Source organism: Rhodococcus sp. IEGM 27, assembly GCF_033142305.1.
In the GTDB taxonomy this organism is placed as follows: domain Bacteria; phylum Actinomycetota; class Actinomycetes; order Mycobacteriales; family Mycobacteriaceae; genus Rhodococcus_F; species Rhodococcus_F oxybenzonivorans.
The window spans coordinates 171,529-195,278 of sequence record NZ_JAWLSG010000007.1; the positions used below are offsets into that span (position 1 = coordinate 171,529).

The window sequence follows — 23,750 nt, forward strand, 5'->3', positions numbered from 1 at the left end:
TGCCATGAAGATTGCCAACGAGTTCACCGTCAATGCACCGATCGAGCAGGCCTGGGAGGTACTCAGCGACCTCGAGGAGGTTGCCCCGCTGCTGCCCGGGGCACAGATGACCGGACGGGAAGGCGACGACTACCTGGGGAAGGTGAAGGTCAAGGTCGGCCCGGTGACGAGTGAATTCAAGGGCAAGGCCACGTTCGTGCAGCGTGACCCGCGGGAGCATCGCGCCGTGATCGACGCCCGCGGTCGGGACTCACGCGGTTCCGGTAACGCGTCCGCGACGATCATCGCGCAGTTGCACGAGACCGGTGCCGGCACCTGCGTCACCGTGGACACCGACATGAAGATCGTCGGCAAACTTGCGCAGTTCGGCAGCGGAATGATTCAGCAGGTGTCGGAGAAACTCATGGGTCAGTTCGCGGAGTCGCTGGAAGCGAAGCTCGCCGGAGGTCCCGGCGAGGAGTCCACGGCCGAGCCCGAGGCGGCCGGGACCACGAACCTCTCCGTGGCCCCGCCGGCCGCCGAACCGGCTCCGCTGGACCTCCTCGCGCTGTCCGGGGCGGGGGTGTGGAAGCGGTACGCGCCGATTCTCGCCGCCGTCCTCGCGGGAATCGTGGTCGTGCTCGTGGTGGGCCGCCGCAGGCGATGAGCGCGTCGGGCGTCCTGCGGGGCGTCGACCTCGCGGCGTTCGCGGTGGCACTCGTCGCCCGATTGCGCTCGCGTGGTGTCGTCGTCTCGGCGAGTGGCCCCGCGGTGTTCGTGCAGGCGCTGCACCTGTCGCCGCCGAATTCGCGGTCGCGGCTGTACTGGTCGGCGCGCCTGACGCTGGTCAACCGCGTCGACGACCTCGCGTCGTTCGACGCGGTGTTCTCCGCGGTCTTCGAGGACGCCGTGCTGTCCGTGGACCCGCACGCGCGCCGCGCCGCTGCCGGACGGGAGACTGCCCTCGCCGGGGTCCGCGAGGGTCGCGACCGGCCCGGTGACGCGCAGGACGTGGAGGGCGTGCCGTGGGTGACACGACCGATGATGACCGGCGGCGACGACAGCGGCGAGGACGACCTTCGCGACGCGCTCACCGCCGTGCCGGACACCCTGCCCAGCAGGCTCGTGGCCCGCGCCGACGAGCCCTTCGCCCGATTCGACGCCGGCGACCTCCGGCTCCTCGGATCCTGGCTGGAACAGGCCACCGCCGCTTGGCCGTCCCGCCGCACCCGGCGTCGCGAAGTGCACCGCCGCGGCCGGCGTATCGACCTGCGCGCCACCATGAACCTGTCGAGAGCCACGGGCTGGGAGCCGGTGGTTCTCGCGCGGAGCCGTGCCCGGAACCGTCCGCGGCGCATCGTGATGCTGTGCGACGTGAGCCGGTCGATGCAGCCCTACGCTGCGATCTATCTCCATCTCATGCGCGCGGCGGTGCAACGGCAGACCGCGGGCAGGCCGGAGGTGTTCGCGTTCTCCACGTCGCTGACGCGGCTCACCCCCGTCCTCGCCCACCGCAGCGCCGAGACCGCGGTCCGCAAGGCGAACGACAAGGTGGTCGACAGATTCGGCGGCACCCACATCGCGGGCAGCGTGAGCGAACTCTTGGCGTCCCCGCACGGCAACGCGCTGCGCGGGGCAGTCGTGATCATCGCGTCCGACGGTTGGGACAGCGACGACCCGAAGCGTCTGGCGCATGCCCTCACCAGGGTCCGTCGCCGCGCCCACCGACTGGTGTGGCTCAACCCCCGCGCCGGTGACCCCGACTTCCGGCCTCTCGCCGGATCGATGGCGGCCGCGCTGCCGTTCTGCGATGCCTTCCTCCCCGCGCATTCCGTGTCCGCGCTCCGTGACGTGCTGGACGTGATCGGCGGGACGAAATAGCTCCTCCACCGAACTTCGACGTCCTCGCCATCGCCGTCATCGGCGACCCATCCCGGCGGGCCTCACTGGCAGCGAGCACGCCGAACACGTTCGAGAGTGTCCGATGCCCCACCCCGCCCAACCGGCGGTGTTACCTTGAGCCCTGTGCGTGGTGTTCGGCAATTCTCGCGGCGGCGTTCGGCGCTGCTCGTCGTCACCGAATCGCTCACGCCCGGCGCGTTCGAAGCCGGAACGACGGGCACGGACCTGCCGGCGGATGAGATTCATCGGCAACTGGCTCTGACAGCATTGTCCGCGTCGCTGGCGGTCCTGATCAGCGCGCTCGCGCGGCGCCGCACCAAAGGGCAGCGCCTCGGGAGAGGGCTGTCCGTGCCGGCCGGTGCCCGAGCACCGGCCTCGACCGCGGCGGTATCTCCGATGTCCGTGCTCAGAACCACCTGCGTGCTTCAGGTGTGACGGGTCGCCGGCTGCCCTCCCGCGAGAGCTGACGCCTCGCCGCTCGTGTGGCTATCACGGTCAGGGCGCCACAGGTGTGTCATTCCCGCCCGTACTCTGCCCTTGGCCCGATAATCGTTCTTGCACCGTTTGATTCGCGTTCCGGTGCACCGTCCGAATGAGGTGCCGTATTGCATTCGAAGACTATTGCCAAACTCGCCGGCGCCACCACGGCCGCAGGGGTGCTGCTATCCGGAATCCTGTTTCCGGCCGCCGCCAGCGTCGGCTATCTGTCCAACCGGGCAGCCGACAGCGTCGGAAACAGCTCGGCGGAACTGGCCGACGGGGTGGTGCCCGCGGTGACGACGATGACCGACATCGCCGGCAACCCCATCGCCTGGCTCTACGATCAACGCCGCTTCGAAGTGCCCAGCGACCAGATTTCCAACGACATGAAACTGGCGATCCTCTCCATCGAGGACAAACGGTTCGGCCAGCATCAGGGCGTGGATTGGCAGGGCACGATGCGTGCGTTCTTCACCAACGCCTCGAGCGGCCAGATCGAGCAGGGTGCCTCGACCATCAATCAGCAATACGTGAAGAACTACCTGCTGCACGTCGTCGCCCAGACCGACGCCGAACGCCGCGCGGCGATCGAGACCACTCCGGTCCGCAAGATCCGGGAGATTCGGATGGCCCTGACCCTCGATCAGGAACTCTCCAAGGAGGAAATTCTCACCCGATATCTGAACCTGGTGCCGTTCGGCAACGGCTCCTTCGGGGTGCAGGACGCCGCCCGCACCTACTTCGGCATCGACGCCAAGGACCTGAACCTGGCGCAGTCGGCGATGCTCGCAGGCATGGTCCAGTCCAGTTCGGCGCTCAACCCCTACACCAACCCGGACGGGGTCATCGAACGCCGCAATGTGGTGCTGGACACCCTGATCGTGAACGTGCCGGATCGGGCTGACGAGATCCGCGCCCTGAAGGACACCCCGCTCGTGGTGCTGCCGAAGCCGAACAATTTGCCCCGCGGGTGCATCGCCGCCGGCGACCGCGGATTCTTCTGCGATTACGCGTTGCAGTACCTGCAGAACGCCGGCCTGTCCCGGGAGCAACTCGACAAGGGCGGCTATCTGATCCGCACGACCTTGGATCCTGCCGTGCAGGGATCGGTGAAGTCGGCGGTGTCGTCCTACGCCGATGCGAAACTTCCGGATGTCGCCAGCGTGATGAACGTCGTGCAGCCCGGGCAGGACCAGCACCGGGTCCTCGCGATGGCGGGTAGCCGCAACTACGGTTTGGACGCGGCCGCGGCCGAGACGGTGCAGGAGTTGCCCTACTCGCTGTCCGGGCACGGTGCCGGGTCGGTGTTCAAGGTCTTCACCACCGCCGCCGCGATGGAGAAAGGTTTGCGGCTGAACACGGTCCTGGATGTGCCCGGCCGATTCGATGCTCGTGGGATGGGCGACGGCGGTGCCCCCGGATGCCCGGCAGCGACCTACTGCGTGCAGAACGCCGCCCCGTATCCGCGGGCACTTTCGGTCACCGACGCCCTCGCCCAGTCCCCGAACACCGCCTTCGTGAAGCTGATCCAGACCACCGGGGTGGATGCGACGGTGGACATGGCGGTGCGCCTCGGCATGCGCTCCTACACCGAACCGGGCACCTCAGGGTTCGGGGACAAGAGCCTGGCCGACATGGTCAAGGATCAAAACCTGGGATCCTTCACCCTGGGCCCGATGTGGCTCAATCCGCTCGAGCTGTCGAATGTTGCCGCGACATTGGCCTCGCACGGCAAGTGGTGCCCACCGACCCCGATCGATTCCATCGTCGACCGGCAGGGGCGGCCGGTCCCGCTCACCCAGCAGGCCTGCGAGCAGGTTATCGACCCCGGCCTGGCCGACACCCTGTCCAACGCGCTCAGCAAGGACGACCTGCCCGGGGGCACCGCGTCGGCGGCAGCTGCCGGCGCCGGGTGGAAGCTGCCGATGTCCGGCAAGACTGGAACCACCGAGTCGCACATGTCGTCGGCGTTCCTCGGGTACACCAACAACCTGGCCGGCAGCGTCTACGTGTTCGGGGACTCACCCACCCCCGGTCAAATCTGCACCAGCCCGTTGCGCTCGTGCGGAGACGGCAACCTGTTCGGTGGCACCGAACCGGCCCGCACCTGGTTCAAGGCGATGATGCCGATCGTGAACAACTTCGGGCCCACCGTTCTGCCTCCGATCGATCAGCGCTACGCCCGCTGACCCCGGCAAGAACACGCCCACCCAGAAGACGCTATCTCGGGTGGGCGTGTCGGGGGTTGTCCCGGTGCGCGCCCGGATACGCCAGGGGAACTCAATCACCCCTTTTGACCGCTTGAAGCTTGTCCGTGGCGGGTAGTCAGGTTCAGGACGGTTCGCGCCGGCAGGGCCTCACTTCGGGTACGCCGGCCGGCCACCTCCGAGTCGCCCGGCCCCGACCAAAGATGGGCCGGGTGGAGGGAGTCGACGATGATGACCCGTGTGCAGGTCGCAGCAGCGGTGTTGGTGGGCTATTGGTTAGGCCGAGGGCACCGGAAGAAACTGGGAATCCTGCTCGCGGCTGCCGGGGCCGGCCGCCTCGCCGGGGGACCCCAGGAGATGGTTGACCGGGCCGCCAAGTTACTCCGGTCCTCGCCCGAATTCGCCGAGCTCAGTGAATCGGTGCGTGGCCAACTCCTCGACGCCGTGAAAGTTGCGGCCATGACCGCTACCACCGCCCGAATCGACGCCCTGAACAATCGGCTCCTCTCCGGAGACGATGCGGTACTCGAGACAGCCGAAGAGCTGGTCGAGGACACCGCGGACATCGCCGGAGACGTCACCGGCGATGCCGTGGGCACGGTGGGAGATGTCACCGGCGATGCCGTGGGCACGGTCGGGAAAGTCACCGGCGACGCGCTCGGCGCGCTGGGTTCGCTTGGGCGCAGGAAGCGGCCGAAGGGAGACGAGCCGGTCGAGCAGGCCGAGGAGCGACCGGCGCGACGGCGGCCCCGCAGACGGGGTGCTGAGTAGACCTCCGTTGGGCGACCGGGAAGGACGTAGTGATGACCACAGCGGGAGGGGGCCCGAGTTCGAGCAGCCTCGCCGACGTCGTCGACACCATCTCGACAAGGGCCTGGTCATCGACGCCAACGTGCGAGTCTCGCTGGTCGGAATCGAATTGCTCACCATCGATACACGCGTCGTGGTCGCCAGCGTCGACACCTACCTGCGCTTCGCGGAGGCGGTGAACCGACTCGAGTTCGGCAACGAACCCGAAGGCCTTGCCGACCTCGACTCCGATGTGAAGGGCAGCGACAGTGCGAAGGCGAAGACCAAGGGCGCGCTCGAGGCCGTGGGAGAGTCGCTCGGTGAGCTGCTCGGCGGATCGGGAACCGCACGCGAACCCGCACCCCGCCGCAAGCCTCATTGAACTCCGTTGACGACAGTGCCGGCGGCGTTGTTGAGTCCGTCTCCCCCGCCGAGCGCATACTGATCAGCGTCCACATCGGGTGGACAGCACGTGCCGAACCGAGGTTGACTTGCGCGAAAGAGCTTCGCGCTCAAGCATTTCGGGGTACGTCGAATCCCTTCACCCGCGGACTCGAGCACACCCTTGGTCTCGGCATCCCGCTCGGCGACGTCACTTGGCAGCGGCCCGCACTGCCGCAACCACCGCCGCGACAACGAGAGCCAGGAGGAGGACTACGAGCAGCACCGGCCCTAGCAGCAGTCCGAGAATGAGAAGAAGAACAATAATGATCTTGGTCTTGCCACTCAGTCGGGACACCAGCGCCTTGGTCGCCGCCCACACCGGATTCTTACCCGTCAGGACGGCGCGAAGTGCTTCGAGTCCGGCTAGCAGGCCCGCGTTGCCTTGTGCGGCGGGGTCGACGAGAGTGTCCATAAATTTTCGGAGTCTCTGCTGAATCTTCTGTGTCAGTGTGTCGCTGCGGTCCCGCGCCGCGTCCAGGAGCCTGTGAACTGTGTTCTTCAACCACTCGATGACTGCGTCGGTGAGCGGGCCGTGTTCCGTCCCTCGCGAGGCCGTGTCGAGCGGTCGAATACGGGCCGGCGTGGTGGACCGGGAATGGGCTTGTGCGTGGGCCCCTGCGCCTCGGGGGTGCTTCCGAGCCGTCGGCTTCGCGATGCCGGTCTTTTCCCGCGCACGTTCGGTGGAGGCGGTGCCGTCCGGATGTGACCGACGGGGCGCGCCCGCGGACGGTGCGGTGGTATCGGTTCGTGTCGGGCGTGACGTCGAAATTTTCTTCCGTGGAACGCTGCCACGGGACACGGTCGCGGTCTTGGCAGCCGGTTGCCTGGGGGGAAGCGGGCGCCTTCGTGGCAGTCGCCCCGATGCCGCTTCGGAAGGTGCAGTCCTGGATTTATGGGCAACTGCGCCGGCCCGCGCCGACGCCTGGCTGCCACTGCCGGTGGTAGTGCCACGAGAGCGAGTGCCTGCGCGGTCAGGCCCGGCCGGTGCGGTCCGGCCGTCGACCCTTTCTGGTGCACCCATACATCGCAATTACCCTTCGAGGTGACTCTCGAAACCGGATAGGAAAGGGCAAAACGCCTGGCGGTGGGCGGCACCCGACTCTTTCGTCGCCCGGTTCCTTCGGCCGTAATGTTCGTTCCGCATCACCCCCGTGGTCAGTGCAGATCTCGACGTCGAAAGCTCCACCAACCCACTGCCGCGCAGACTACGGAAACGGCAATCGGAACGAGGAAGGGCTCGAGCGCGATCCCCTGCGCAAGCATGTTGCGGCCCCCGTACCAATGCCAGGGCGAAGCGAAGCGCAAGATGTGCAAACTCTCGCTCGCCGCCGCGACGGCGTTGAGAAGATTGCCCACGACGGCCACGGTCGTGGGCGTGGCGATCGCCACCGACCGGTGACCCGTCCAGGCGCCGGCAGCAAACGCGATCGCACCATGCATGACGCCGAAAGCAGTCGCCGCGAACACCGCCGCGACGAGTCCGGGAATCGACACGCCCTCGAGCAGACCGAACGGCGGGGAGAACGCGAGAAGGCTTGCAGCAACGACGATCCCGAGACTGATCGAGAGTGCTACGACGGCGAAAAATCGTTCGATCAGGACACGTCCGCGGGTCACCGGGTTGGACAAGAGTAGTTCGAGGGTGCCGTCCTCCTCGCTCCCGCCGATCGCGTAGGCGCCGGCTCCCACGGCGAAGACCAATAGCAGGACGGGCAGGATGAGGCCGAACACACGTCCCTGTAGGTACCCCGCCGGGGAAGTGATGAGAATCTGGTCGCTCGAGCCGATCAGTGTCTTGAAGGTGTCCGGAAGGTTCTTGACGAGGTTCTCGATGCCGGCCGTGTTCTTGATCGTCGGATAGAACGCATTGTTGACCGCCACGTAGGCGGCCACGCCGCCCGACCACCACACCGTGGATCGGCGCCGGTCCTCGAGGAAACGCCCGAAGATCCTCACGGCTGATCCCGATACAGGTTGAGGAACACGTCCTCGAGGTCGGTTTCGTGCGTGACGATCCGCCGCACCGGCAGCGTCGCGGCGTGCTTCAGGACGTCGGCGACATTGCCTTCGATGACGAGCGCGATCACCGCTCCGGACGAGGTGGCGCTCAGGACTCCCGGGAGTTTCTCGAAGGGCTCGGCATTTGCTTCGCAGGCAAGGTAGAGGTCGATGTGCTGGCGGGCGTGGCGCTGGAGATCGTCGATTGCGGTGACCGTGACGAGCCTGCCCTTCTTCAGGATTGCGACGCGGTCAGCGAGAGCTTCCACCTCGGGCAAAACGTGTGAGGACAGGAACACGGTGGTGCCGTCGCGTTTCACGTCGCCGATCAGTTGGTGGAATTCGTGTTGCAGTAGTGGGTCGAGACCGGCCGTGGGTTCGTCCAGGATCAACAGTTCCGGCCGATGCATGAAGGCCTGCACGATTGCGGACTTGCGGCGGTTGCCCGTGGAGAGCTGTCCGATCGGCCGCACTGGGTCGAGGTCGAAACGTTCGAGGAGCTCATGGGCATAGGGCATGTCGACGCTACCGCGTAGCCGGCCGTAGAACGCGATCAGGTCTGCCGTCGTGTATTTGGGGTCGAATCGGAGCTCGCCGGGGATGTAGCCGAGCCGACGGCGGATCGCCGGGTCGGCCCCGCTGCCGCCGAGCACGGTATAGGTTCCGGCGGACGGACGGATGAAGTCGAACAGCATACGGATCGTCGTGCTCTTCCCCGACCCGTTGGGGCCGAGATAACCGAAGACCTCCCCCCGATGGACATCGAGATCGAGCGAATCGACGGCGACGAGATCACCGAAGCATTTCGACAATCCGCGCATTTCGATGACGCAGTCGGCTCCTTGCTGCCGGCCCGACGGTGCCGCGGCCTTCATGGTGGAATCACCATCACCACACACCGATGAGCGGCGCGACGATTTCCGGCACCGGACGTGATAGGAGATCCGATCACGAGAAGTACGTTACCGACCGGCGCTCGCACTCGTACACCAACGAATATCTCAGCCCATCAGTCGGGCACATCGGCCGTCCTGCACAAGTGCACACGCGGCCGTGTGGATTCCGTGCGGCCCCCACCCCGCGCTGATACCACATGCGGACGATGTGTCTAACCTCGAGGAATGCGCGCCACCGCCATCGTTCTCGGCCTCCTGACGTTCGCCTCGCTCACTTCCTGCGGCGGGGACGCGCCAACTGCGGCCCCGGACCCGGTGGGCCGCACCTTCGTCTCCACCTCCGTCGAGGGCGATCCCATTCCCGGCGGTGGTCCGCTCGTGCTGGGCTTCACCGACCCCGGACGCCTCTCCTTCGACGCCGGGTGCAATCAAGGCAGCGCCGACGTCGACCTGTCCGGCGGGAAGGTGGTGGCAGGTCCGCTCGCAATGACCCTGATGGCGTGTCCGGGAGAGGCCGCCGGCGCAGACGCTTGGGTGGCGGGACTACTGGACGCGCAGCCGAGCTGGACCCTCGGCGGCGACACACTGACCCTCACCAGGCCCATGGGGTCGGTAACTTTGACGGACGAGAAGGTCGTCCGGCCGGATCGGCCCGTCGTCGGGACCACCTGGACGGTCACCGCACTGATCAGCCCGGACGCGGTCACGACGACAGCGGCGCTGGAGCGAACGACACCGCAGTTGCTGATCGCCGGCGACGGTTCCGCTTCCGGTTTCACCGGCTGCAACCGGATGACCGGGACCGCAGACGTGCGACAGAGTTCGATCGAGTTCGGGCCCTGGGCGACCACCCGGATTGCGTGCCCCCCGGACGTGTCGGAGGTCGAACGTGCCGTACTCGCGGCGTTGACCGGCGAGACCAGTTACAGCGTCCATTCGGACTCGCTGCGACTGGTCAACGCCGACGGAATCGGGCTGACATTGCGGGCGAGCTAGATCTAGTTCCTGGGCGCTCGCATCATCGCCGGCCACGGCGCTATAGGTCAGTCGGCGACCAGCTGCGCACCCTCGAAGGACCGCCCGACGCCCTGTTCTCGCTGCCGTCCGATGACATACCGGCCAGGGGCGATGCCGGTGGCTCCGTGCTCGGGGTGGATGAGGTAGGCAGTAACGCGGGCGTCGAGGATACCGAGCGCAAGGCGCCGTGGATCGCTCACGGGCGTCGACCAGATGCACACCCCTTCGTCGGCGACCAGGCTGTGCGGGTTTCCGCCCGCAGCGCTACGCAGCAATTCCACTCCTGAGAGCGGTACCCTCTCCGATCGCGTCCACATGGTGGTGGTGACGATGTCGGCGACGAGCGAATGCGGGATCACCAGGAGATCGCCTTGCGCCTGTAGCCCGTCGATAACAGGTATGGACACTTCCTGGTCGAGATAGTCGAAGACATCGAGGCCCGAGAGGGCAGTGAGTGCGGACAAGGTCATGGTTACATCCATATCGATCACCTTCGAATGAGTGGTTTCGGGTTCAGGTTCGTCGAACGAGACGGGCGTAGTCGGTGCCGCTGATGCCGTAGGTCCACGCGGCGGCATCCAGTGCGGACGAGATCCAGGTGGGCACGTGCAGGCCGTATCGCCGACGGCGGCCGTCCCTTTCAGACGAACCGTTGACGGCGAGAAGGATTCGGTCGCGGCGCCCCCAACCGTCGGGTGTCACGTAGAGCTGCAGAGTGCAACCGGCATTGCCGGGATCGTCGGCTTGGTCGACCAGCGCGAGTCCGGCCGTGTCGATGTAGGTATCCCACCCGATGCGCTCGATCGCACATCGGCGAATCTCGACATTGCGTTCGCGTGCGATGCGTTCGACAGTCGGCTCGCGGACCACCCAGTCCGGGACAATGGTCCCGTGCTGAACGAACACTGCTCGACCGTCGGCGAATTCGAGTGCGGGAGCGCAAAAGTCGTGCAACCGACGTTCGTTGTGTACCCGGTCCGGTATGGGCTCGGTGCGAAGTGCAGTGGGCCGTTCTGCCATGACGCATACGTTGTCGAACGCCCACCACCACCCGGTTGCGCCGGTCAGCGCGATCTGGACGTCGAGTAGCTCGTCGTCGTCGGAGCGAAAGCGGGCAAGGCCGAACCGGCGGTACGTGTCGTAGTAGGCGACCCGGTGGGCTTCTTGCTGTCCATACCAGGTCACGCCGAGGGCAGCCGGGGTCGCAAGCGTCCGTATCGCAGCCGCGATTCCGCCGAAGAGAGTGGTACGCAGGGAATTCCAGAGGTTGGCTCGGATGATTCCATCCGGGCCGATGCCGAGCCGGGCAGCATCCTCGGGCGACCGGATTCGTCCGATCTCGACCGCCCGGCGTTCATACGGCCAGTCTGGTCTCCTCCGTCCGATACCCGCATCCATGCGTCTGCGCGATTCCGACACCAAGGTAGCGATACGAGCCGATGCACAGTGAATTCCGTTGTCGTCGAACGACATCGGCGTCGACAATCCTTCGGCAACGATCAGATCCGACCCGGCTGCGGGAGAGCGAACCCATACGAACTCCGGTTGCTGGGATCGTGCATGCCGATACAGTTGCGCCACAGCCGATTCTGCAGTGGCACGATCGGCGGGGCGTGTACACAGTCCGTGCCCGAGCCATGCATCGCGCACGGATTCGACGGCGAACATGAGCTCGGTCGAGGTACCGAGATTTTCGGGGAATGTCGTTCGGTGTCGAGACCCCGAACGAAACGGTGCGGCGCTCACGCGACGGTGGCGGGGTTCGCCTTTCCGATAGTCATAGTTCTAGAGCGTGACACGCGGACGTCGTGAGCGCAAGGCCTGGGACTGAGACCGCCACGCCCGCAGCAGCGGGTATCGATGGGCATGCCCGCACCAGGAGCGGGCGGCCACCGAGACCCTCCACGAAGACGCGTCCGGTTACTCAGCTTCCGGTGCCGGCGGCTCCTTCGGCTGATCCTCCTTCGGCTGATCGAGGACGCTGACGGTGACGCCGTAGGGAAGGAAGCGCACCGATCGCCGCGGATCGGTGTTGTGCTTGTGGGCGCGGAGGGCGTCGAGTTCGGTGGCGTACACCTCCTCGACGCGGGCGACGCCGCCGTCGTCGATGCTGTAGATTGCCCACACGCCGTCACCGGTGTCGCCGGTCGTTTCCGGCCGGGGTTCGGGACGCTTCGTTCTGGCGGCAATGTCGGCGAACAGGCCTGTCCAGGGAATCTGGGCGTCCGCCTCGACGAAGTGAACGATCTTGTCCTTGAAGCCGCGCAGCTCCTCACTCGCTTCCCGAATCACGCGGTCGAGGTCGTCGGGGTCGAATCCGAACGGTCTCTCGTTGGCCATAGCGGTCTCCTGACGGTTCGCCCCACCCAACGTCCTCGGGTGGGGTACCTCCTCCAGTGTGGGCACTGATCGACATCGGCGCCACTTCCACCACGGCGGCCGGTGCGATGCGCCCACCGTGCACTCCCCTACCGCTCGACCATTGCGGCCAGCTGCGCGATCACGGTGCCCCACCCGTCGGCGAAACCCATTTCCTCGTGCATATTCCGGTCGGCATTGTTCTTGTGCATCACATGGGCCACGTATTCGGTGCCCTGCGGATGGTCGGCGAGGGTGATGATCGCGCTCATGAACGGGTTTTCTGCGGGTCGCCATCCACCGACGAGGGAGTTGGTGAAGACGATCCGCTCGAGATGGTCGACCGCGAGGAAGCATCCGTTGATGTGGGGCGCGAATTCACCGCCGTCCTCGCTGATCTGGGTGGTGAATGCCCCGCCGGGGCGAAGGTCCATTTCCAGAACGCGGCACTTGGCGGGAGCCGGCACCCACCATTGCTCGAAGCTGGCGGGGTCGGTCCAGGCATTCCAGACAGCCGACCTCGGCGCCTCGATGACGCGCGATATCGTCAGGTCCAGCTCATGTGTCAGTGACGGATTCATTCCGATTGTCCTTTTCTCGAGTAGTGACGAACTGCGCGAGCCGATCGGTGCGGCCCTCCCACAGGGCGCGTTGTTCCGCCAGCCACGCCTGAGCGGTGACCATCGACGTCTCCTCCAGGACGCAGGTGCGAACGCGACCTTGCTTACGGGTCTGAATCCACCCACTGTCCTCGAGGAAGCGGATGTGCTTCATGAACGACGGCAATGCCATGTCGAACGGTTTCGCCAATTCGCCGACACTCGCCGGTCCTTCGCCGAGTCGGGTCAACACTGCCCTGCGGGTGGGGTCGGCGAGTGCCTGAAAAATGCCGTCCAACTGCTCCGAATACTGAGCCATAAGGCAAAGTATCACCGGTAGAACACTTAGGTCAAGGGCTAACTGATTCGCCGGGTTCAGTCCTCGAGCTGCAGCGGTAACTCCGCGGTCACCCGCCAGCTTCCGTCGGTCTGCCGACCTGCCTCGAGGGTGCCGTGCAGCACAGCAACCCGTTCCCGCATCCCGAGCAACCCGTTGCCCGAGCCGAGTGTGAATTTTTCGGTCGCGTTGCCGTTGTCGGTGATCTCGACGAGCACGTCGACTTCACGGCGGCGAACCCTGACCTTGGCCCGGGGACGCTCCCCCGCGTGGCGCAACACATTGGTCAACGACTCCTGCACCAACCGGTGAATGCCCAGGCTGACGGCGGGGCTGATGTCGTCCAGCTCCCCGGTCAGTTCGAGTTCGACCGGCAAACCAGCGCTACGCATCATGTCGACCACCCGGGCGAGACCAGCGGTACCGTGCTGGGGCATGTCGTCGACGGCGGGTTCGGTCCGCAGCAGCGACACCGTGCGCCGCAGTTCCGCAAGCGCCTCCCGCCCGGTGCTCGCAATGTTGGTCAGCGCCTGTTTCGCTACCGCCGGATTTTTCGTCATCGCATACGACGCACCATCCGCCTGAACGATCATCACACTCACGGCATGTGCCACCACATCGTGCAGTTCCCTCGCGATGCGCGTGCGCTCCGCGGCCACCGCGTCCTCGGCGCGGCGGTCGCGGTCGTAGTCGGCGACCGCCAACCGCGCCGCCACTTCCTCGTCGTAGGCCCGGCGGGCACCCAGGAATTCCGCGGTGATCCAGGACAATGCGTAGATCAACGCGGAATACAGACCGATCTCGATCACCCGCTGGTCGAGCAACCAGATGGAGAGAGCGGAGTCGACGAGCAGCCCGACCGCGTAGACAGCCGCCGTCTGCCGGTCGACATACGCAACAAGGGTGTAGAGGGCGACGGCGAGTGCGAGGAGGGCGGGATGCTCGGCGTCGACGTCACCGAGCGAATAACTGACGAAGGTGACGGTGATGGAGACCAGCAGGATGGCGCCGGCAGCCGCACGTGGATAGCGGCGGCGCCACACGATCGGCACGCACACCAGAAAACCCATGAACAACTGCACCCACGGCGGCCGGTCGTCGGACGCCGCGAACGCGAACACCTCGAGCGTGAACAGAATCGCCGCCAGCATGGAGTCCGCAACCGTCGGCTTGCCTCGCAGCCACAGGCTGAACCTTCGCATGACCACAGCGTAGGTAGTGCGGACCCACGAGGTGAGCACGTGCCACCGCCAGGGGACCTCACGTCCTGGATGATTGCCGGACTTCCGTCCCGGGTACTGCCCGAAGAATGAATGCCAACGGCGGCGAGAGTGACCGATCCTTCGATGTACTGATCGTCGGCGGCGGTAACGCCGGACTCAGTGCGGCAGGGCGGCTGATCCGCCGCGGCATCACCGACGTCGCAGTGGTGGAGCCGCAGCGCGTGCACACCTACCGCCCGCTGCTGTCCTACGTCGGCGGCGGACAGGCCTCCCTGCGGAGCGCAGAACGCACCCAACGATCGGTGACGCCGCACCGGTGCACCTGGCTTCAGGACACGGCCCTGGTCGTCGACGCGGCGGCGAAAACCGTGCGGTGCGCGTCCGGACGGACCTACGGGTACACCGACCTGGTGCTGGGGCCCGGCCTGGTGCCGGACACCGACGCCCTGCCGGGTATCGACGCGGCACTGCACACTTCCGCGGTGGCGAGCAACTATGTGGACCGCGCCGAGGAGACGTGGAAGCTGGTGCAGGCGATGCCGGCCGGAGGGCACGCGGTGTTCACCGTGCCGCGCCCACCGGTCAGCTGCACCGGAACCACTGTCAAACCGCTGTTCCTGGCCGCCGCGCACTGGAAGCACACCGGACGGCTGCCGGGTGTCGACATCACGCTGGTCATTGACCGCCCCCAACTGTTGGGTGTTCCGGACCTCGACGCCCGGCTCCTCGATCATCTCCGCGACCTCGGCGTTCGCGTGCGGCACGACACCACGGTCACCGAGCTGAAACCGGACGAGCGCGCGATCACCGTGACCGACTCCGACGGGACCCCCGAGCACCTGTCGTACGACATGCTCCACCTGGTGCCGCCCTTCCGGGGTCCGCGCTGGCTCGAGACGTCGAACCTGACCGGGGACGATCCGCACGGACTCGTCGACATCGATCCGCACACCTTCCGGCATCGCGCGCACCCGAACGTCTGGGCGGCGGGAGACGGAGCCGCCGTCGACACCGACCCGTCCGGTGGTGCTCTGCGACAGCAGATTTCGATTCTGGTGGACAATCTGCTCGCTACCAGGCAGGGACGAGCCCTCACCGACTACGACGGATATACCGTCGCCCCCATCACGATCAGCTCGCGGCGACTCATCGCCGGCGAGTACGACCGCACCGGTTCGGTGGCCTCGTCGCTTCCCTCGTTCCTCGACCCACTGAAGCCGCGCCGCACAGCCTGGGCGTTCGACCGCTACGCGCTGCCGCGGATCTACTGGAATCTCATCCTCGGCGGCCGCCTCTAGCGGCTCCGGAACACCGTGTCACTCAACTGCTTCAGCACTGCACCCCAAGGCCGAAACCCCAGTAGCTGTGCGGTCACAGCGCCCGAACGCAGGTAGGGACCGTGCCCACTCCTACTATGGTGAGCCGTGCCCCGACGATCGCTGGTCCGCAGAAGTTCGCCCACTCCGACCGCGGCAGCGACTCGGCAGTGACCGCCGGCGATTGGGGTCTGCTGCTGATCGCCGCGACAGCCGCTGGTTGGGTCGATGCCGTGGTCGGTGGCGGCGGGTTGATCCTCATCCCGGCGCTGTTCCTCGTCGCCCCGCACCTGACGCCCCAGGTCGCGTTGGGCACGAACAAACTGACCGCGGTGACCGGCACCTTCGCGGCCGTCGTGACCTTCGCACGACGTGTCCGGATGGCGTGGCGGCTACTGATCCCAGCAGGTCTCCTTGCTGCGGCGACGTCCGCGCTCGGCGCGGCCACGGTGACCCGCATCGACAAGGACGTCTTCATCCCGCTGATCATGGTGGTTCTCGTTGGTGTCGCCGTGTTCGTGACCGCACGGCCGCAACTCGGCATCACCCTGGCGAAGGATCCGCCGACGCAGCGGAAGATGGTCGCCGTCGTACTGCTGGCCGGCGGGTTGCTCGGGTTCTACGACGGGCTGTTCGGCCCCGGCACCGGAACCTTCCTCATCATCATCTTCGCGACGTTCCTCGGCACCGAGTTCGTGCGCAGCGCCGCGATGGCGAAGGTGATCAACCTCGGTTCCAACCTCGGTGCGCTGGCGTTCTTCGCGGCCAGTGGAAACGTGTTGTGGGCGCTGGGCCTCGGCATGGCGATGTGCAATGTGCTGGGCGCGGTCGTCGGTTCGCGCATGGCGTTGAGCAAGGGTGCCGGATTCGTCCGAATTACCCTGCTGGTGGTGGTCATCGGCATGGTGCTGCGGCTGGGTTGGCAACAGTTCGGTTGAGTTTCCGACTACGGTGGTCCCCGTGACGGCTCCACGACAGGTTGATCCGGAATTCCTCGCCCTCCCTCTGCGTGTGCTGGCGGACGCCTCACTCGGCGCCGCGCGCGCGGCCGGCGCCTCCCACGCCGATCTGCGGGTTCACCGACTGACCAGCCAGTCTCTTCGGCTGCGCGACGGCAAGGTTCAGGCGGCGGTCGACACCAACGAGGTGGGCTTCGCGGTCCGCGTGGTGGTGGAGGGCACGTGGGGGTTCGCCTCGCACGCCGAGCTCACCCCGGCCACCGCTGCGGCAACGGCGGAGCAGGCGGTCGCGGTGGCGAGGGCGTTGCGCGGACTGAACCGGGAACAGGTCGAACTCGCCGACGAACCGGTGTACGCCGAGGCCCAGTGGGTGTCGGAATACGAGGTGGACCCGTTCGAAGTGCCGACAGCAGAGAAGATTTCACTGCTCGGCGAGTATTCCCATCGCTTGCTCGCGACCGACGGTGTCGACCATGTCACCGCCGAGTGCCTGCAGGTGAAAGAACAGACGTTCTACGCCGACCTCGCCGGCTCCTCCATCGTGCAGCAGCGGGTTCGCCTGCACCCACAACTCGAGGCCACCACCGTGGATCAGTCGGCAGGGGTGTTCGAGACCATGCGCACGCTCGCGCCCCCGGTCGGCCGCGGCTGGGAATACCTCCGATCCGACAACACGTGGAACTGGACCACCGAACTCGCCGAACTCCCGGAACTACTGGCCGAGAAGGTGAAGGCCCCGACCGTGGTGGCCGGACCCACCGACCTGGTGATCGACCCGACCAACCTGTGGTTGACGATCCACGAATCCATCGGGCACGCCACCGAATACGACCGGGCGATCGGGTACGAGGCCGCGTACGCGGGCACCTCGTTCGCCACACCCGACAAGCTCGGCACCCTGCGGTACGGGACCCCGATCATGCACGTCACCGCGGACCGGACGGTACCCCACGGCCTGGCCACCGTCGGATACGACGACGAGGGCGTCGAAACGCAGTCCTGGGACCTCGTGACGGACGGTGTGCTGGTGGGCTACCAACTCGACCGGGCGTTCGCGCCACGACTGGGCCTCGACCGGTCCAACGGATGCTCCTACGCCGACTCGCCCCATCACGTGCCCATTCAGCGCATGGCCAACGTGTCGCTCCAGCCCGACCCGGACACCGATCGCAGCACCACGGACCTCATCTCCGGCGTGGAGGAAGGGATTTACATCGTCGGCGACAAGTCCTGGTCGATCGACATGCAACGGTACAACTTCCAGTTCACCGGCCAGCGGTTCTACCGCATCCGCGGGGGCAGGATCGACGGGCAGGTACGCGACGTCGCGTATCAGGCGACCACCACCGACTTCTGGGGGTCGCTGGAGGCCCTCGGGGGACGTTCCACCTGGCAACTGGGCGGCGCGTTCAACTGCGGCAAGGCGCAACCCGGTCAGGTCGCGGCTGTCAGCCACGGCTGCCCGTCCGCGTTGTTCCGCGGCGTCAACGTTTTGAACACCCGGACGGAAGGTGCCCGATGATCGCCCCGCAGCAACTCGTCGAGCAGGTCCTCGCCCGCGCCACGGTGGACGACACCATCGTCCTCGTCACCGACGCCAGCGAGGCCGCACTGCGGTGGGCCGGCAACTCGATGACCACCAACGGCCTCTCGACGTCACGCAGCTGGACGGTGGTCTCCATCGTCCGGGACGGTGACGAGGCGAAGGTCGGGATCGTCACCTCGGCCTCCGTGGACGCCGCGGACATCGACGGCGTCGTCCGTTCGGCCGAATCTGCCGCTCGCGCCGCCGGTCCCGCCTCCGACGCGATGCCGCTACTCGCCGCGACCGACACCGACCCGCAGTGGGACGAGACGGCCGCCGTCACCGAGATCGGCGCGTTCGAGCAACTCGCCCAGGACCTTGCGATGGGGTTCGACGGCAGCGATCAGCTCTACGGCTTCGCCCATCACCAACTGCACACCACCTGGCTCGGCACCTCCACCGGGATCCGGCGTCGATTCGTCCAGCCCACCGGGTCCGTCGAGATCAATGCCAAACGCGGTGACGCCAGCGCGTGGGTGGGCACGAGCACCAAGGACTTCACCGACGTCCCCGGCTCGAAGATGCTCGAGGAGTTGTCCACGCGCCTCGACTGGGCGAGCACCCGGGTGGAGCTACCCGCCGGCCGCTACGAAACTCTTCTTCCGCCGTCGGCCGTGGCAGATCTCATGATCTATCTCATGTGGACCATGGAGGGCAGGGCCGCGGAAGAAGGGCACTCCGCGCTGTCGGCGCCCGGCGGCACCCGAATCGGCGAACGCCTCTCCGCGCTCCCTCTCACGCTCACCTCCGATCCCGCCGCACTGGGCTTGGAATACGCCCCGTTCGTCGCGACCCGATCCTCCTCCGAGTCGGTGTCGGTGTTCGACAACGGCTTGGACGCCGGCCGCGTCGACTGGGTGCGGGAGGGCTCGGTCCATGCACTCGCTTATCCGCGTGCGGCGGCCCGGGAGTTCGGCGCCGAGGTCACCGTGCCTGGGGACAACCTAATTCTCGACGCGGGTGGTTCGCTGTCGCTCGATCAGATGGTGGCCGAGACCGAACGCGGGTTGCTGCTGACCACCCTGTGGTACATCCGCGAGGTCGACCCGGCGACCCTGTTGCTGACCGGGCTGACCCGCGACGGCGTCTACCTCGTCGAGAACGGGAAGGTGACGGGCGCCGTGAACAACTTCCGATTCAACGAAAGCCCCCTCGATCTGCTCCGAAGAGTCTCCCAGGCCGGGGCCACCGAACGCACGCTGCCGCGGGAATGGAAGGACTGGTTCACCCGAACAGCCATGCCGCCGTTGCGGATTCCCGACTTCCACATGTCCTCGGTGAGTCAGGCATCATAGTTCAGGCGTTCCCCGATGCGACCGTCCATTCACCGCTCTGCAAGCGGGCGTTGGCCTCCGGCCCCATCAGGAGCATTCCGCCGTCCACCACATAGGACGACCCGGTGACGTAACTCGCCTCGGGTGACGCGAGGAACGACACGACGGCGGCCACTTCCCGCGCGTCGCCGGGACGACGCCCGGGGACGCCCGGCCGATCCTTCGCACGGGGCTCCTCGTCCGTCTGTCCCGTCATAGGCGTAGATATTTCGCCAGGTGCCACCGAATTGGCCGTGATGCCGTACTGCGCCAGTTCCAGCGCCAGTACCTTCGTCAACCCGCCCAGCCCCGCTTTCGACGCGCAGTACGGGGCCGCCCCGAACTTGGGTGCGTGCTCGTGGACACTGGTGATGTTGATGATGCGGCCGCCGCGCCCGGCATCGATCATGTGCCGGACGGCGCGCTGCGTGCACAGGAAAGCGCCGTCCAGGTTGACCGACAGCACCTCGCGCCACGTCGCGAAGTCCATCTCCATGACCGGCACCGCGGTACCCGTGCCGGAACAGTTCACCAGCACGTCGACGCCGCCGAGCTCGGCGGCGAGTTCGTCGATGACGGCACTGGAGTGCGGCAGGTCGGTCAGGTCGAGGTGGCGGACGTACGCGTCTGCACCGTTGTCGCGGACCTCCCGGGCCGAGTCTTGTGCACCGTCGCGGTCGGTGTGATAGGTGATACCGACGTTCATCCCTGCTGCCGCGAGGGCCACCGCCACTGCGCGACCTATTCCTGAATCGGAGCCGGTGACGACCGCGGTGCGTGGGAAATTCATGTCGTGTCGGTACCCGCGGCGACGCACACCGAAACGGCGCCGCATCGTGCTGGACAATTGTCCAGGTGACATAAGGTGCCCGTGTGCGCTATAAAGGTCCAGGCGTCCCGTTTATGACATTTCTCACTCACCGAGGAAGTGGCGAGGGACGTCACATTTCGGTCTCCAGAGAAGGGGACCACAACTCAGGTGACTTTGCCGCGTATTCGGCGTGCGCCGAGTTATGTCCTTTTGCACTCTGCCCAGGAGGTTGTATGCACTCCAGTGCCCTCGATCGCGACACGCTCACCCCCGAGTCGCGCCGATCGATCGTCGCGGCGAAAGCCGACTTCGGGAATGTTGCCCTCGGTGGCTTCGTGTGCCTTGTCTCCGGTGTGGGCAGCGGCGTCCTTACCGACTCGCTGCTGGTGGGAGCGTCCGTGGGACTGATCGTTCTTCTGGCGACCGCCCTGTCCGTTGCCGCTGTATGAGCACTTCACTCCGTCTGTGTCCTTCCCCGGAAGGCACCACGTCGACGCACCCGCCCGGCCCCGGCGAGATTCTCGCCGCAGCGAAGCGCATTCTCATCGCCAGCCGCGGGTATGGCGACGCCGAAGCATTCGAGGAACTGCTGGATGTCTCCCGGCACCACCACGTGAGCGTGCAGCGCGCCGCACGAATGCTGGTCGTACTGGCCGATCGGCGACAGGCGGCGCCGCTGCCCGCCGGATCGAGTGCGATGGCGTTCGGCGACTGGGCCACCTCCCTGTCGCCGTCGGGTCGCCCACCTGCTCTGTCGGTGCCGACTGCGTGACGGGATCGCGTCCCTCGCGCTACCTGTTGCCCCGTGCTGACACCCCGCGACGACGCTGCCCGAGTACGTCGTCCCGTCGCCGAGCGCCGAGCGCCCGACTGGTGGCGGTGCGCACCTCCGCGAGGAGCCGCGGCTGATCGGAGACCGCCTTGTCGTACACCAAGGCCCCGATCAGAACTCCGTCGTGGATGAGAGTGGTCGCCTCCCGGGGATCGTTTCTTCGCGGAAGGATCTGGTGTCGTCCCTGTGCATCCACATATCCGTCGTAGGCGCGGGAGTACGACCAGAGCACCAGGCTGGGGTCGCGGAGTGCCTCACGCAGTGCGTCGACCACGCCCGCACCGAAGGGGGCGGCGCCGAGATCGATCGACAGGTTGCGCACCGCAGCCCGGGTGACTCGGTATCGCCACAGCCCCACCAACACGGCGAGTGGGATCAGCGCGGTCGACGGATACCGCAGAAGCAGGGTCCACGCCTGTTGTGGACCGTGCACCCAGACCGAGGCGAGCGGGGTCCACGCGGTGGCGGCGGTACCGAGCAGCGCGGCGAACCACAACGGTGCGACGGCGGCCCGGTATGCCCGCGTACCCGAACGCCACCGCGCGAGGAGGACACCGATCAGCACCAGACCGATCGCCATTCCCCCGACTCCGAAGACGATTTGCATCGCTGCGAAGACCGTCGGGTCGTCCCGTACCAGGAGAAGGTTCAACCCGGGTGGATGGGTGGAATCGACGCGGCGGGTGTCCAGGAAGGCCAGCTCGAAGACCACGGACACCGCGTAATACGCGTAACATCCGCCTAGGAACCGACGCTCCCACCGGTGGTGCAACCGCCCCCAGGGGAAACTGAACACCAGTTGGATCAGCACCGGTATATACATGTTGGTCAAGACCGCGCCGGTGGTGAATAGAACCGGAATCGACGACAGCCGAAGACCTTTCGTCATCCAGAGCAACCCGGCCGCCACCAGCAGGTGTCCCAGGGTGTCGGCCGGCCGGTGCCGGCCCGCGACCAGACCCGCCGCCACGAACACCCCACCGACCGTCAGAAACAACGCCAATTCCGTAGGGCCGAAGGTTGTTCGGCACATCCGCCACTCGACGGACGCCGTCACCGCGACAGCCAGCGCGACCGCCGAGAGGACGGCCGCGACCATCATCCGACGGCTCATCGGGTGCCGTCCTTCGGCTGGGCGGCGAGCAATCGGGCGGATCGGGACCTGACATGGCGCACAGGGTCGATCGTCGCGCTCAACGGGATCGGTGGCCACCACCCCGGAGTGGGTAAATCCAACACCTGGGTGGCCGCATCCCCACCCTGCCGCCGGGCGCGCCGTCGCCGGCTGCCCCTGTAAACCTGGACAAAGCTGTTGTAGGTTGCCCTCACACACGGGCCCGCGCGGGCGGAGGGAGGCCGGATGGACAGCGACGCAGTCACCGTGGACATCTACCGGAACCGGATCGGCGCGGCACTGCGCGCCTATGCCTGCGGTGACGCTCTCGGCGTTCCCTGCGAGGGCGCGCCGGCTGCGGAGATCGACCTTTCGGCGGCGGTGGCGTTGCCGGTGCGCCCGGGTTGGCCGCGCGGCTCGACGTCGGACGACACAGCGCTCACCCTTCTGGTGGCTGAGGTCCTGATCACCGCGGCGCACGCCGATCCGGCGGAGCACTTCCTGCGGTTGTTGAGCGAGCGCGCCGACCGCGTTCCCGGTATCGGCCCCTCGACACACGCGGCGATCCAGCACTACCGCGACCACGGCCGCCCACCTGAGGCGGGCGGAAACACGAACGGTGCGGTGATGAGAGCGCTGCCGGTGGGGTGGTTCGTCCCGGTCGACGACCCCGACGGTCGCCGGGCCCTCACCCACGCGCTGTCCCGCACTACGCACCCGTCGCCGAACGCCCAGGGCGCGGCGGTGGTGATGTCGGCCTGCGCGGCATGGGCACTCGACGGTGCAACCGGGCGTGAACTACTGGAGGTCGCCCGTGAGGAAGCCGCCGTCGCGGTCCACCTGTGCGGTGCGGATCGCCGCATCGAAAAACTCCTCGCCGCGGTCGCCGATGATCAGTGGGCGGCCGATGCGGCCGGCGTGTCACTCGATCCGTACGACACCCTCGCGGCCGTGCTGTTCTGCGCGGCTTCCGCCCGACCACTCCGAGAGGCCCTCGAGCAGGCCATCGGGCTCGGCGGCGACACCGACACCGTCGCCGCCCTGGTCGGTGGTCTCCTCGGGGCACAGTCGTCCGAGGCCACGGTGCGTGCACTCCCCTGGCACGCCGACGTCCTGCTTCCCGATCCCGCGGAGATCGCGCTGCTCGCCGACGGTCTCGCGTCGGCGCGGGTGGTCGCTACCGGTCGTCCGGGTTGACGGCGAGTCCGATGGTGCCCGTCCTACCTCGCCGAAGCAGGCTGAGCTTCATCGAAATCCACCCGAGAATCCCGTACTTGCGCGCGATGACCTCGCGCGCGCGATCGGTGCCCGCGGTATCGAGGACCACCGCCCGACCCGGGACCTCCGGCCCCTTCGGCTTTCCCCGGACATCGCACACCGCCACCGTGACCTCCGGATTGCGGCGGATTCGTTTCACCTTGTAGGAGTCGGTGACCGTCCACATCAGTAGCCGGTCCCCGTCGGGGGCCGCCCACAGTGGCGTCGCCACCGGGGAGCCGTCCTTGCGAAACGTGGTGAGCAGAACATACTTGGCGGCCGACACCCGATCGAATTCTGTGGTCACCCGGCCATGCTAGCCCGCGGGAACGCC

Annotated in this window: 25 protein-coding genes and 1 pseudogene; 14 read left to right on the top strand and 12 right to left on the bottom strand. The window is 66.8% G+C overall.

All coding sequences use genetic code 11. The features are described from left to right. Positions 1-4 precede the first annotated feature (4 nt). The 6 genes and pseudogenes from R4P95_RS23925 (at position 5) to gvpJ (ending at position 5,739) form a co-directional block, all read left to right on the top strand. On the top strand, positions 5-646 hold the full coding sequence (locus R4P95_RS23925) for an SRPBCC family protein (protein ID WP_317744735.1): 642 nt from the start codon (positions 5-7) through the stop codon (positions 644-646). Beyond that, positions 643-1,860 carry a vWA domain-containing protein gene (locus R4P95_RS23930; protein WP_213572231.1) on the top strand — a complete coding sequence of 406 codons (1,218 nt, stop codon included), beginning with the start codon at positions 643-645 and terminating at the stop codon, positions 1,858-1,860. The genes R4P95_RS23925 and R4P95_RS23930 overlap by 4 nt, the downstream gene beginning before the upstream one ends. Before the next feature lie 144 nt (positions 1,861-2,004). Further along, positions 2,005-2,316: a hypothetical protein gene (locus R4P95_RS23935; protein ID WP_317744733.1), complete on the top strand. Its 312-nt coding sequence runs from the start codon at positions 2,005-2,007 to the stop codon at positions 2,314-2,316. Positions 2,317-2,486: 170 nt separating this feature from the next. Next, positions 2,487-4,550, top strand: coding sequence for a transglycosylase domain-containing protein (locus R4P95_RS23940; protein WP_317744732.1), 2,064 nt, complete (start codon positions 2,487-2,489; stop codon positions 4,548-4,550). Between the two features lie 249 nt (positions 4,551-4,799). After that, entirely contained in the window at positions 4,800-5,339 is a 540-nt protein-coding gene (locus R4P95_RS23945) for a hypothetical protein (RefSeq protein WP_317745115.1), read from the top strand. Positions 5,340-5,371: 32 nt separating this feature from the next. Continuing rightward, a pseudogene (gene gvpJ / locus R4P95_RS23950) lies at positions 5,372-5,739 on the top strand (gas vesicle protein GvpJ). 210 nt (positions 5,740-5,949) lie between these two features. Here gvpJ and R4P95_RS23955 read toward each other — a convergent pair. The 3 genes from R4P95_RS23955 to R4P95_RS23965 all read right to left on the bottom strand — a co-directional run bounded on the left by R4P95_RS23955 (position 5,950) and on the right by R4P95_RS23965 (position 8,674). Beyond that, positions 5,950-6,213: a hypothetical protein gene (locus R4P95_RS23955; RefSeq protein WP_249353798.1), complete on the bottom strand. Its 264-nt coding sequence runs from the start codon at positions 6,211-6,213 to the stop codon at positions 5,950-5,952. A gap of 743 nt (positions 6,214-6,956) precedes the next feature. Then, positions 6,957-7,757, bottom strand: a complete 801-nt coding sequence (locus R4P95_RS23960) for an ABC transporter permease subunit (protein ID WP_317744730.1) — start codon at positions 7,755-7,757, stop codon at positions 6,957-6,959. Beyond that, positions 7,754-8,674 carry an ABC transporter ATP-binding protein gene (locus R4P95_RS23965; protein WP_213572234.1) on the bottom strand — a complete coding sequence of 307 codons (921 nt, stop codon included), beginning with the start codon at positions 8,672-8,674 and terminating at the stop codon, positions 7,754-7,756. Before R4P95_RS23965 ends, R4P95_RS23960 begins: the two co-directional genes overlap by 4 nt. A 246-nt stretch (positions 8,675-8,920) precedes the next feature. Between R4P95_RS23965 and R4P95_RS23970 the strand changes: the two genes are divergently transcribed. Continuing rightward, positions 8,921-9,691 carry an META domain-containing protein gene (locus R4P95_RS23970; protein WP_213572235.1) on the top strand — a complete coding sequence of 257 codons (771 nt, stop codon included), beginning with the start codon at positions 8,921-8,923 and terminating at the stop codon, positions 9,689-9,691. Between the two features lie 47 nt (positions 9,692-9,738). Here the strand turns inward: R4P95_RS23970 and R4P95_RS23975 are convergent, their stop codons facing one another. The 6 genes from R4P95_RS23975 to R4P95_RS24000 form a co-directional block, all read right to left on the bottom strand. Continuing rightward, entirely contained in the window at positions 9,739-10,194 is a 456-nt protein-coding gene (locus R4P95_RS23975) for a hypothetical protein (RefSeq protein ID WP_317744729.1), read from the bottom strand. Between the two features lie 31 nt (positions 10,195-10,225). After that, positions 10,226-11,458: a DUF6745 domain-containing protein gene (locus R4P95_RS23980; RefSeq protein ID WP_317744727.1), complete on the bottom strand. Its 1,233-nt coding sequence runs from the start codon at positions 11,456-11,458 to the stop codon at positions 10,226-10,228. A 174-nt stretch (positions 11,459-11,632) separates the two neighbouring features. Beyond that, positions 11,633-12,052, bottom strand: coding sequence for a hypothetical protein (locus tag R4P95_RS23985; RefSeq protein WP_317744725.1), 420 nt, complete (start codon positions 12,050-12,052; stop codon positions 11,633-11,635). A gap of 128 nt (positions 12,053-12,180) precedes the next feature. Continuing rightward, positions 12,181-12,651, bottom strand: a complete 471-nt coding sequence (locus tag R4P95_RS23990) for an SRPBCC family protein (RefSeq protein WP_317744723.1) — start codon at positions 12,649-12,651, stop codon at positions 12,181-12,183. After that, positions 12,629-12,988 (bottom strand): metalloregulator ArsR/SmtB family transcription factor, encoded by a 360-nt coding sequence (locus R4P95_RS23995; RefSeq protein WP_317744721.1) that lies wholly within the window; start codon positions 12,986-12,988, stop codon positions 12,629-12,631. Before R4P95_RS23995 ends, R4P95_RS23990 begins: the two co-directional genes overlap by 23 nt. A gap of 56 nt (positions 12,989-13,044) precedes the next feature. Next, the gene (locus tag R4P95_RS24000) at positions 13,045-14,208 is read right to left on the bottom strand and encodes a sensor histidine kinase (protein WP_213572240.1); all 1,164 of its coding nucleotides are present in this window, start codon (positions 14,206-14,208) and stop codon (positions 13,045-13,047) included. Between the two features lie 107 nt (positions 14,209-14,315). On the opposite strand from R4P95_RS24000, the gene R4P95_RS24005 reads away from it, so the two are divergent. The 4 genes from R4P95_RS24005 (at position 14,316) to R4P95_RS24020 (ending at position 19,384) form a co-directional block, all read left to right on the top strand. After that, positions 14,316-15,527, top strand: coding sequence for an NAD(P)/FAD-dependent oxidoreductase (locus R4P95_RS24005; protein WP_317744719.1), 1,212 nt, complete (start codon positions 14,316-14,318; stop codon positions 15,525-15,527). 188 nt (positions 15,528-15,715) lie between these two features. After that, positions 15,716-16,483: a TSUP family transporter gene (locus R4P95_RS24010; RefSeq protein WP_317745114.1), complete on the top strand. Its 768-nt coding sequence runs from the start codon at positions 15,716-15,718 to the stop codon at positions 16,481-16,483. A gap of 22 nt (positions 16,484-16,505) precedes the next feature. Then, a complete protein-coding gene (locus R4P95_RS24015; RefSeq protein ID WP_317744718.1) occupies positions 16,506-18,026 on the top strand; it encodes a TldD/PmbA family protein in 1,521 nt (506 codons plus the stop codon). Continuing rightward, positions 18,023-19,384, top strand: coding sequence for a metallopeptidase TldD-related protein (locus R4P95_RS24020; RefSeq protein ID WP_317744715.1), 1,362 nt, complete (start codon positions 18,023-18,025; stop codon positions 19,382-19,384). The genes R4P95_RS24015 and R4P95_RS24020 overlap by 4 nt, the downstream gene beginning before the upstream one ends. Before the next feature lies 1 nt (position 19,385). Here the strand turns inward: R4P95_RS24020 and R4P95_RS24025 are convergent, their stop codons facing one another. After that, positions 19,386-20,192: an SDR family oxidoreductase gene (locus R4P95_RS24025; protein WP_317744712.1), complete on the bottom strand. Its 807-nt coding sequence runs from the start codon at positions 20,190-20,192 to the stop codon at positions 19,386-19,388. 254 nt (positions 20,193-20,446) lie between these two features. Here R4P95_RS24025 and R4P95_RS24030 point away from each other — a divergent pair, with 254 nt between their 5' ends. Next, entirely contained in the window at positions 20,447-20,662 is a 216-nt protein-coding gene (locus R4P95_RS24030) for a hypothetical protein (RefSeq protein WP_213572245.1), read from the top strand. Then, on the top strand, positions 20,659-20,985 hold the full coding sequence (locus R4P95_RS24035) for an ANTAR domain-containing protein (RefSeq protein ID WP_213572246.1): 327 nt from the start codon (positions 20,659-20,661) through the stop codon (positions 20,983-20,985). Before R4P95_RS24030 ends, R4P95_RS24035 begins: the two co-directional genes overlap by 4 nt. 19 nt (positions 20,986-21,004) lie before the next feature. Here R4P95_RS24035 and R4P95_RS24040 read toward each other — a convergent pair whose 3' ends face one another. Then, complete coding sequence (locus R4P95_RS24040; protein ID WP_317744710.1) at positions 21,005-22,159, bottom strand: hypothetical protein; 1,155 nt, start codon at positions 22,157-22,159, stop codon at positions 21,005-21,007. A 246-nt stretch (positions 22,160-22,405) separates the two neighbouring features. Here R4P95_RS24040 and R4P95_RS24045 point away from each other — a divergent pair, with 246 nt between their 5' ends. After that, the gene (locus R4P95_RS24045; RefSeq protein WP_213572248.1) at positions 22,406-23,356 is read left to right on the top strand and encodes an ADP-ribosylglycohydrolase family protein; all 951 of its coding nucleotides are present in this window, start codon (positions 22,406-22,408) and stop codon (positions 23,354-23,356) included. Here the strand turns inward: R4P95_RS24045 and R4P95_RS24050 are convergent. Next, positions 23,337-23,723 carry a PPOX class F420-dependent oxidoreductase gene (locus tag R4P95_RS24050; RefSeq protein ID WP_213572249.1) on the bottom strand — a complete coding sequence of 129 codons (387 nt, stop codon included), beginning with the start codon at positions 23,721-23,723 and terminating at the stop codon, positions 23,337-23,339. The two genes, R4P95_RS24045 and R4P95_RS24050, sit on opposite strands and share 20 nt — an antisense overlap. Between the last annotated feature and the right edge of the window lie 27 nt (positions 23,724-23,750).

Coding starts and splice junctions, on each gene's coding strand:
- R4P95_RS24005 (WP_317744719.1), top strand. CDS start 14,316: ATGAATGCCAACGGCGGCGAGAGTGACCGATCCTTCGATGTACTGATC.
- R4P95_RS23975 (WP_317744729.1), bottom strand. CDS start 10,194: ATGGATGTAACCATGACCTTGTCCGCACTCACTGCCCTCTCGGGCCTC.
- R4P95_RS23925 (WP_317744735.1), top strand. CDS start 5: ATGAAGATTGCCAACGAGTTCACCGTCAATGCACCGATCGAGCAGGCC.
- R4P95_RS23930 (WP_213572231.1), top strand. CDS start 643: ATGAGCGCGTCGGGCGTCCTGCGGGGCGTCGACCTCGCGGCGTTCGCG.
- R4P95_RS24025 (WP_317744712.1), bottom strand. CDS start 20,192: ATGAATTTCCCACGCACCGCGGTCGTCACCGGCTCCGATTCAGGAATA.
- R4P95_RS24000 (WP_213572240.1), bottom strand. CDS start 14,208: ATGCGAAGGTTCAGCCTGTGGCTGCGAGGCAAGCCGACGGTTGCGGAC.
- R4P95_RS23985 (WP_317744725.1), bottom strand. CDS start 12,052: ATGGCCAACGAGAGACCGTTCGGATTCGACCCCGACGACCTCGACCGC.
- R4P95_RS23965 (WP_213572234.1), bottom strand. CDS start 8,674: ATGAAGGCCGCGGCACCGTCGGGCCGGCAGCAAGGAGCCGACTGCGTC.
- R4P95_RS24035 (WP_213572246.1), top strand. CDS start 20,659: ATGAGCACTTCACTCCGTCTGTGTCCTTCCCCGGAAGGCACCACGTCG.
- R4P95_RS23945 (WP_317745115.1), top strand. CDS start 4,800: ATGACCCGTGTGCAGGTCGCAGCAGCGGTGTTGGTGGGCTATTGGTTA.
- R4P95_RS23990 (WP_317744723.1), bottom strand. CDS start 12,651: ATGAATCCGTCACTGACACATGAGCTGGACCTGACGATATCGCGCGTC.
- R4P95_RS23995 (WP_317744721.1), bottom strand. CDS start 12,988: ATGGCTCAGTATTCGGAGCAGTTGGACGGCATTTTTCAGGCACTCGCC.
- R4P95_RS24040 (WP_317744710.1), bottom strand. CDS start 22,159: ATGAGCCGTCGGATGATGGTCGCGGCCGTCCTCTCGGCGGTCGCGCTG.
- R4P95_RS23955 (WP_249353798.1), bottom strand. CDS start 6,213: ATGGACACTCTCGTCGACCCCGCCGCACAAGGCAACGCGGGCCTGCTA.
- R4P95_RS24020 (WP_317744715.1), top strand. CDS start 18,023: ATGATCGCCCCGCAGCAACTCGTCGAGCAGGTCCTCGCCCGCGCCACG.
- R4P95_RS24030 (WP_213572245.1), top strand. CDS start 20,447: ATGCACTCCAGTGCCCTCGATCGCGACACGCTCACCCCCGAGTCGCGC.
- R4P95_RS23970 (WP_213572235.1), top strand. CDS start 8,921: ATGCGCGCCACCGCCATCGTTCTCGGCCTCCTGACGTTCGCCTCGCTC.
- R4P95_RS24045 (WP_213572248.1), top strand. CDS start 22,406: ATGGACAGCGACGCAGTCACCGTGGACATCTACCGGAACCGGATCGGC.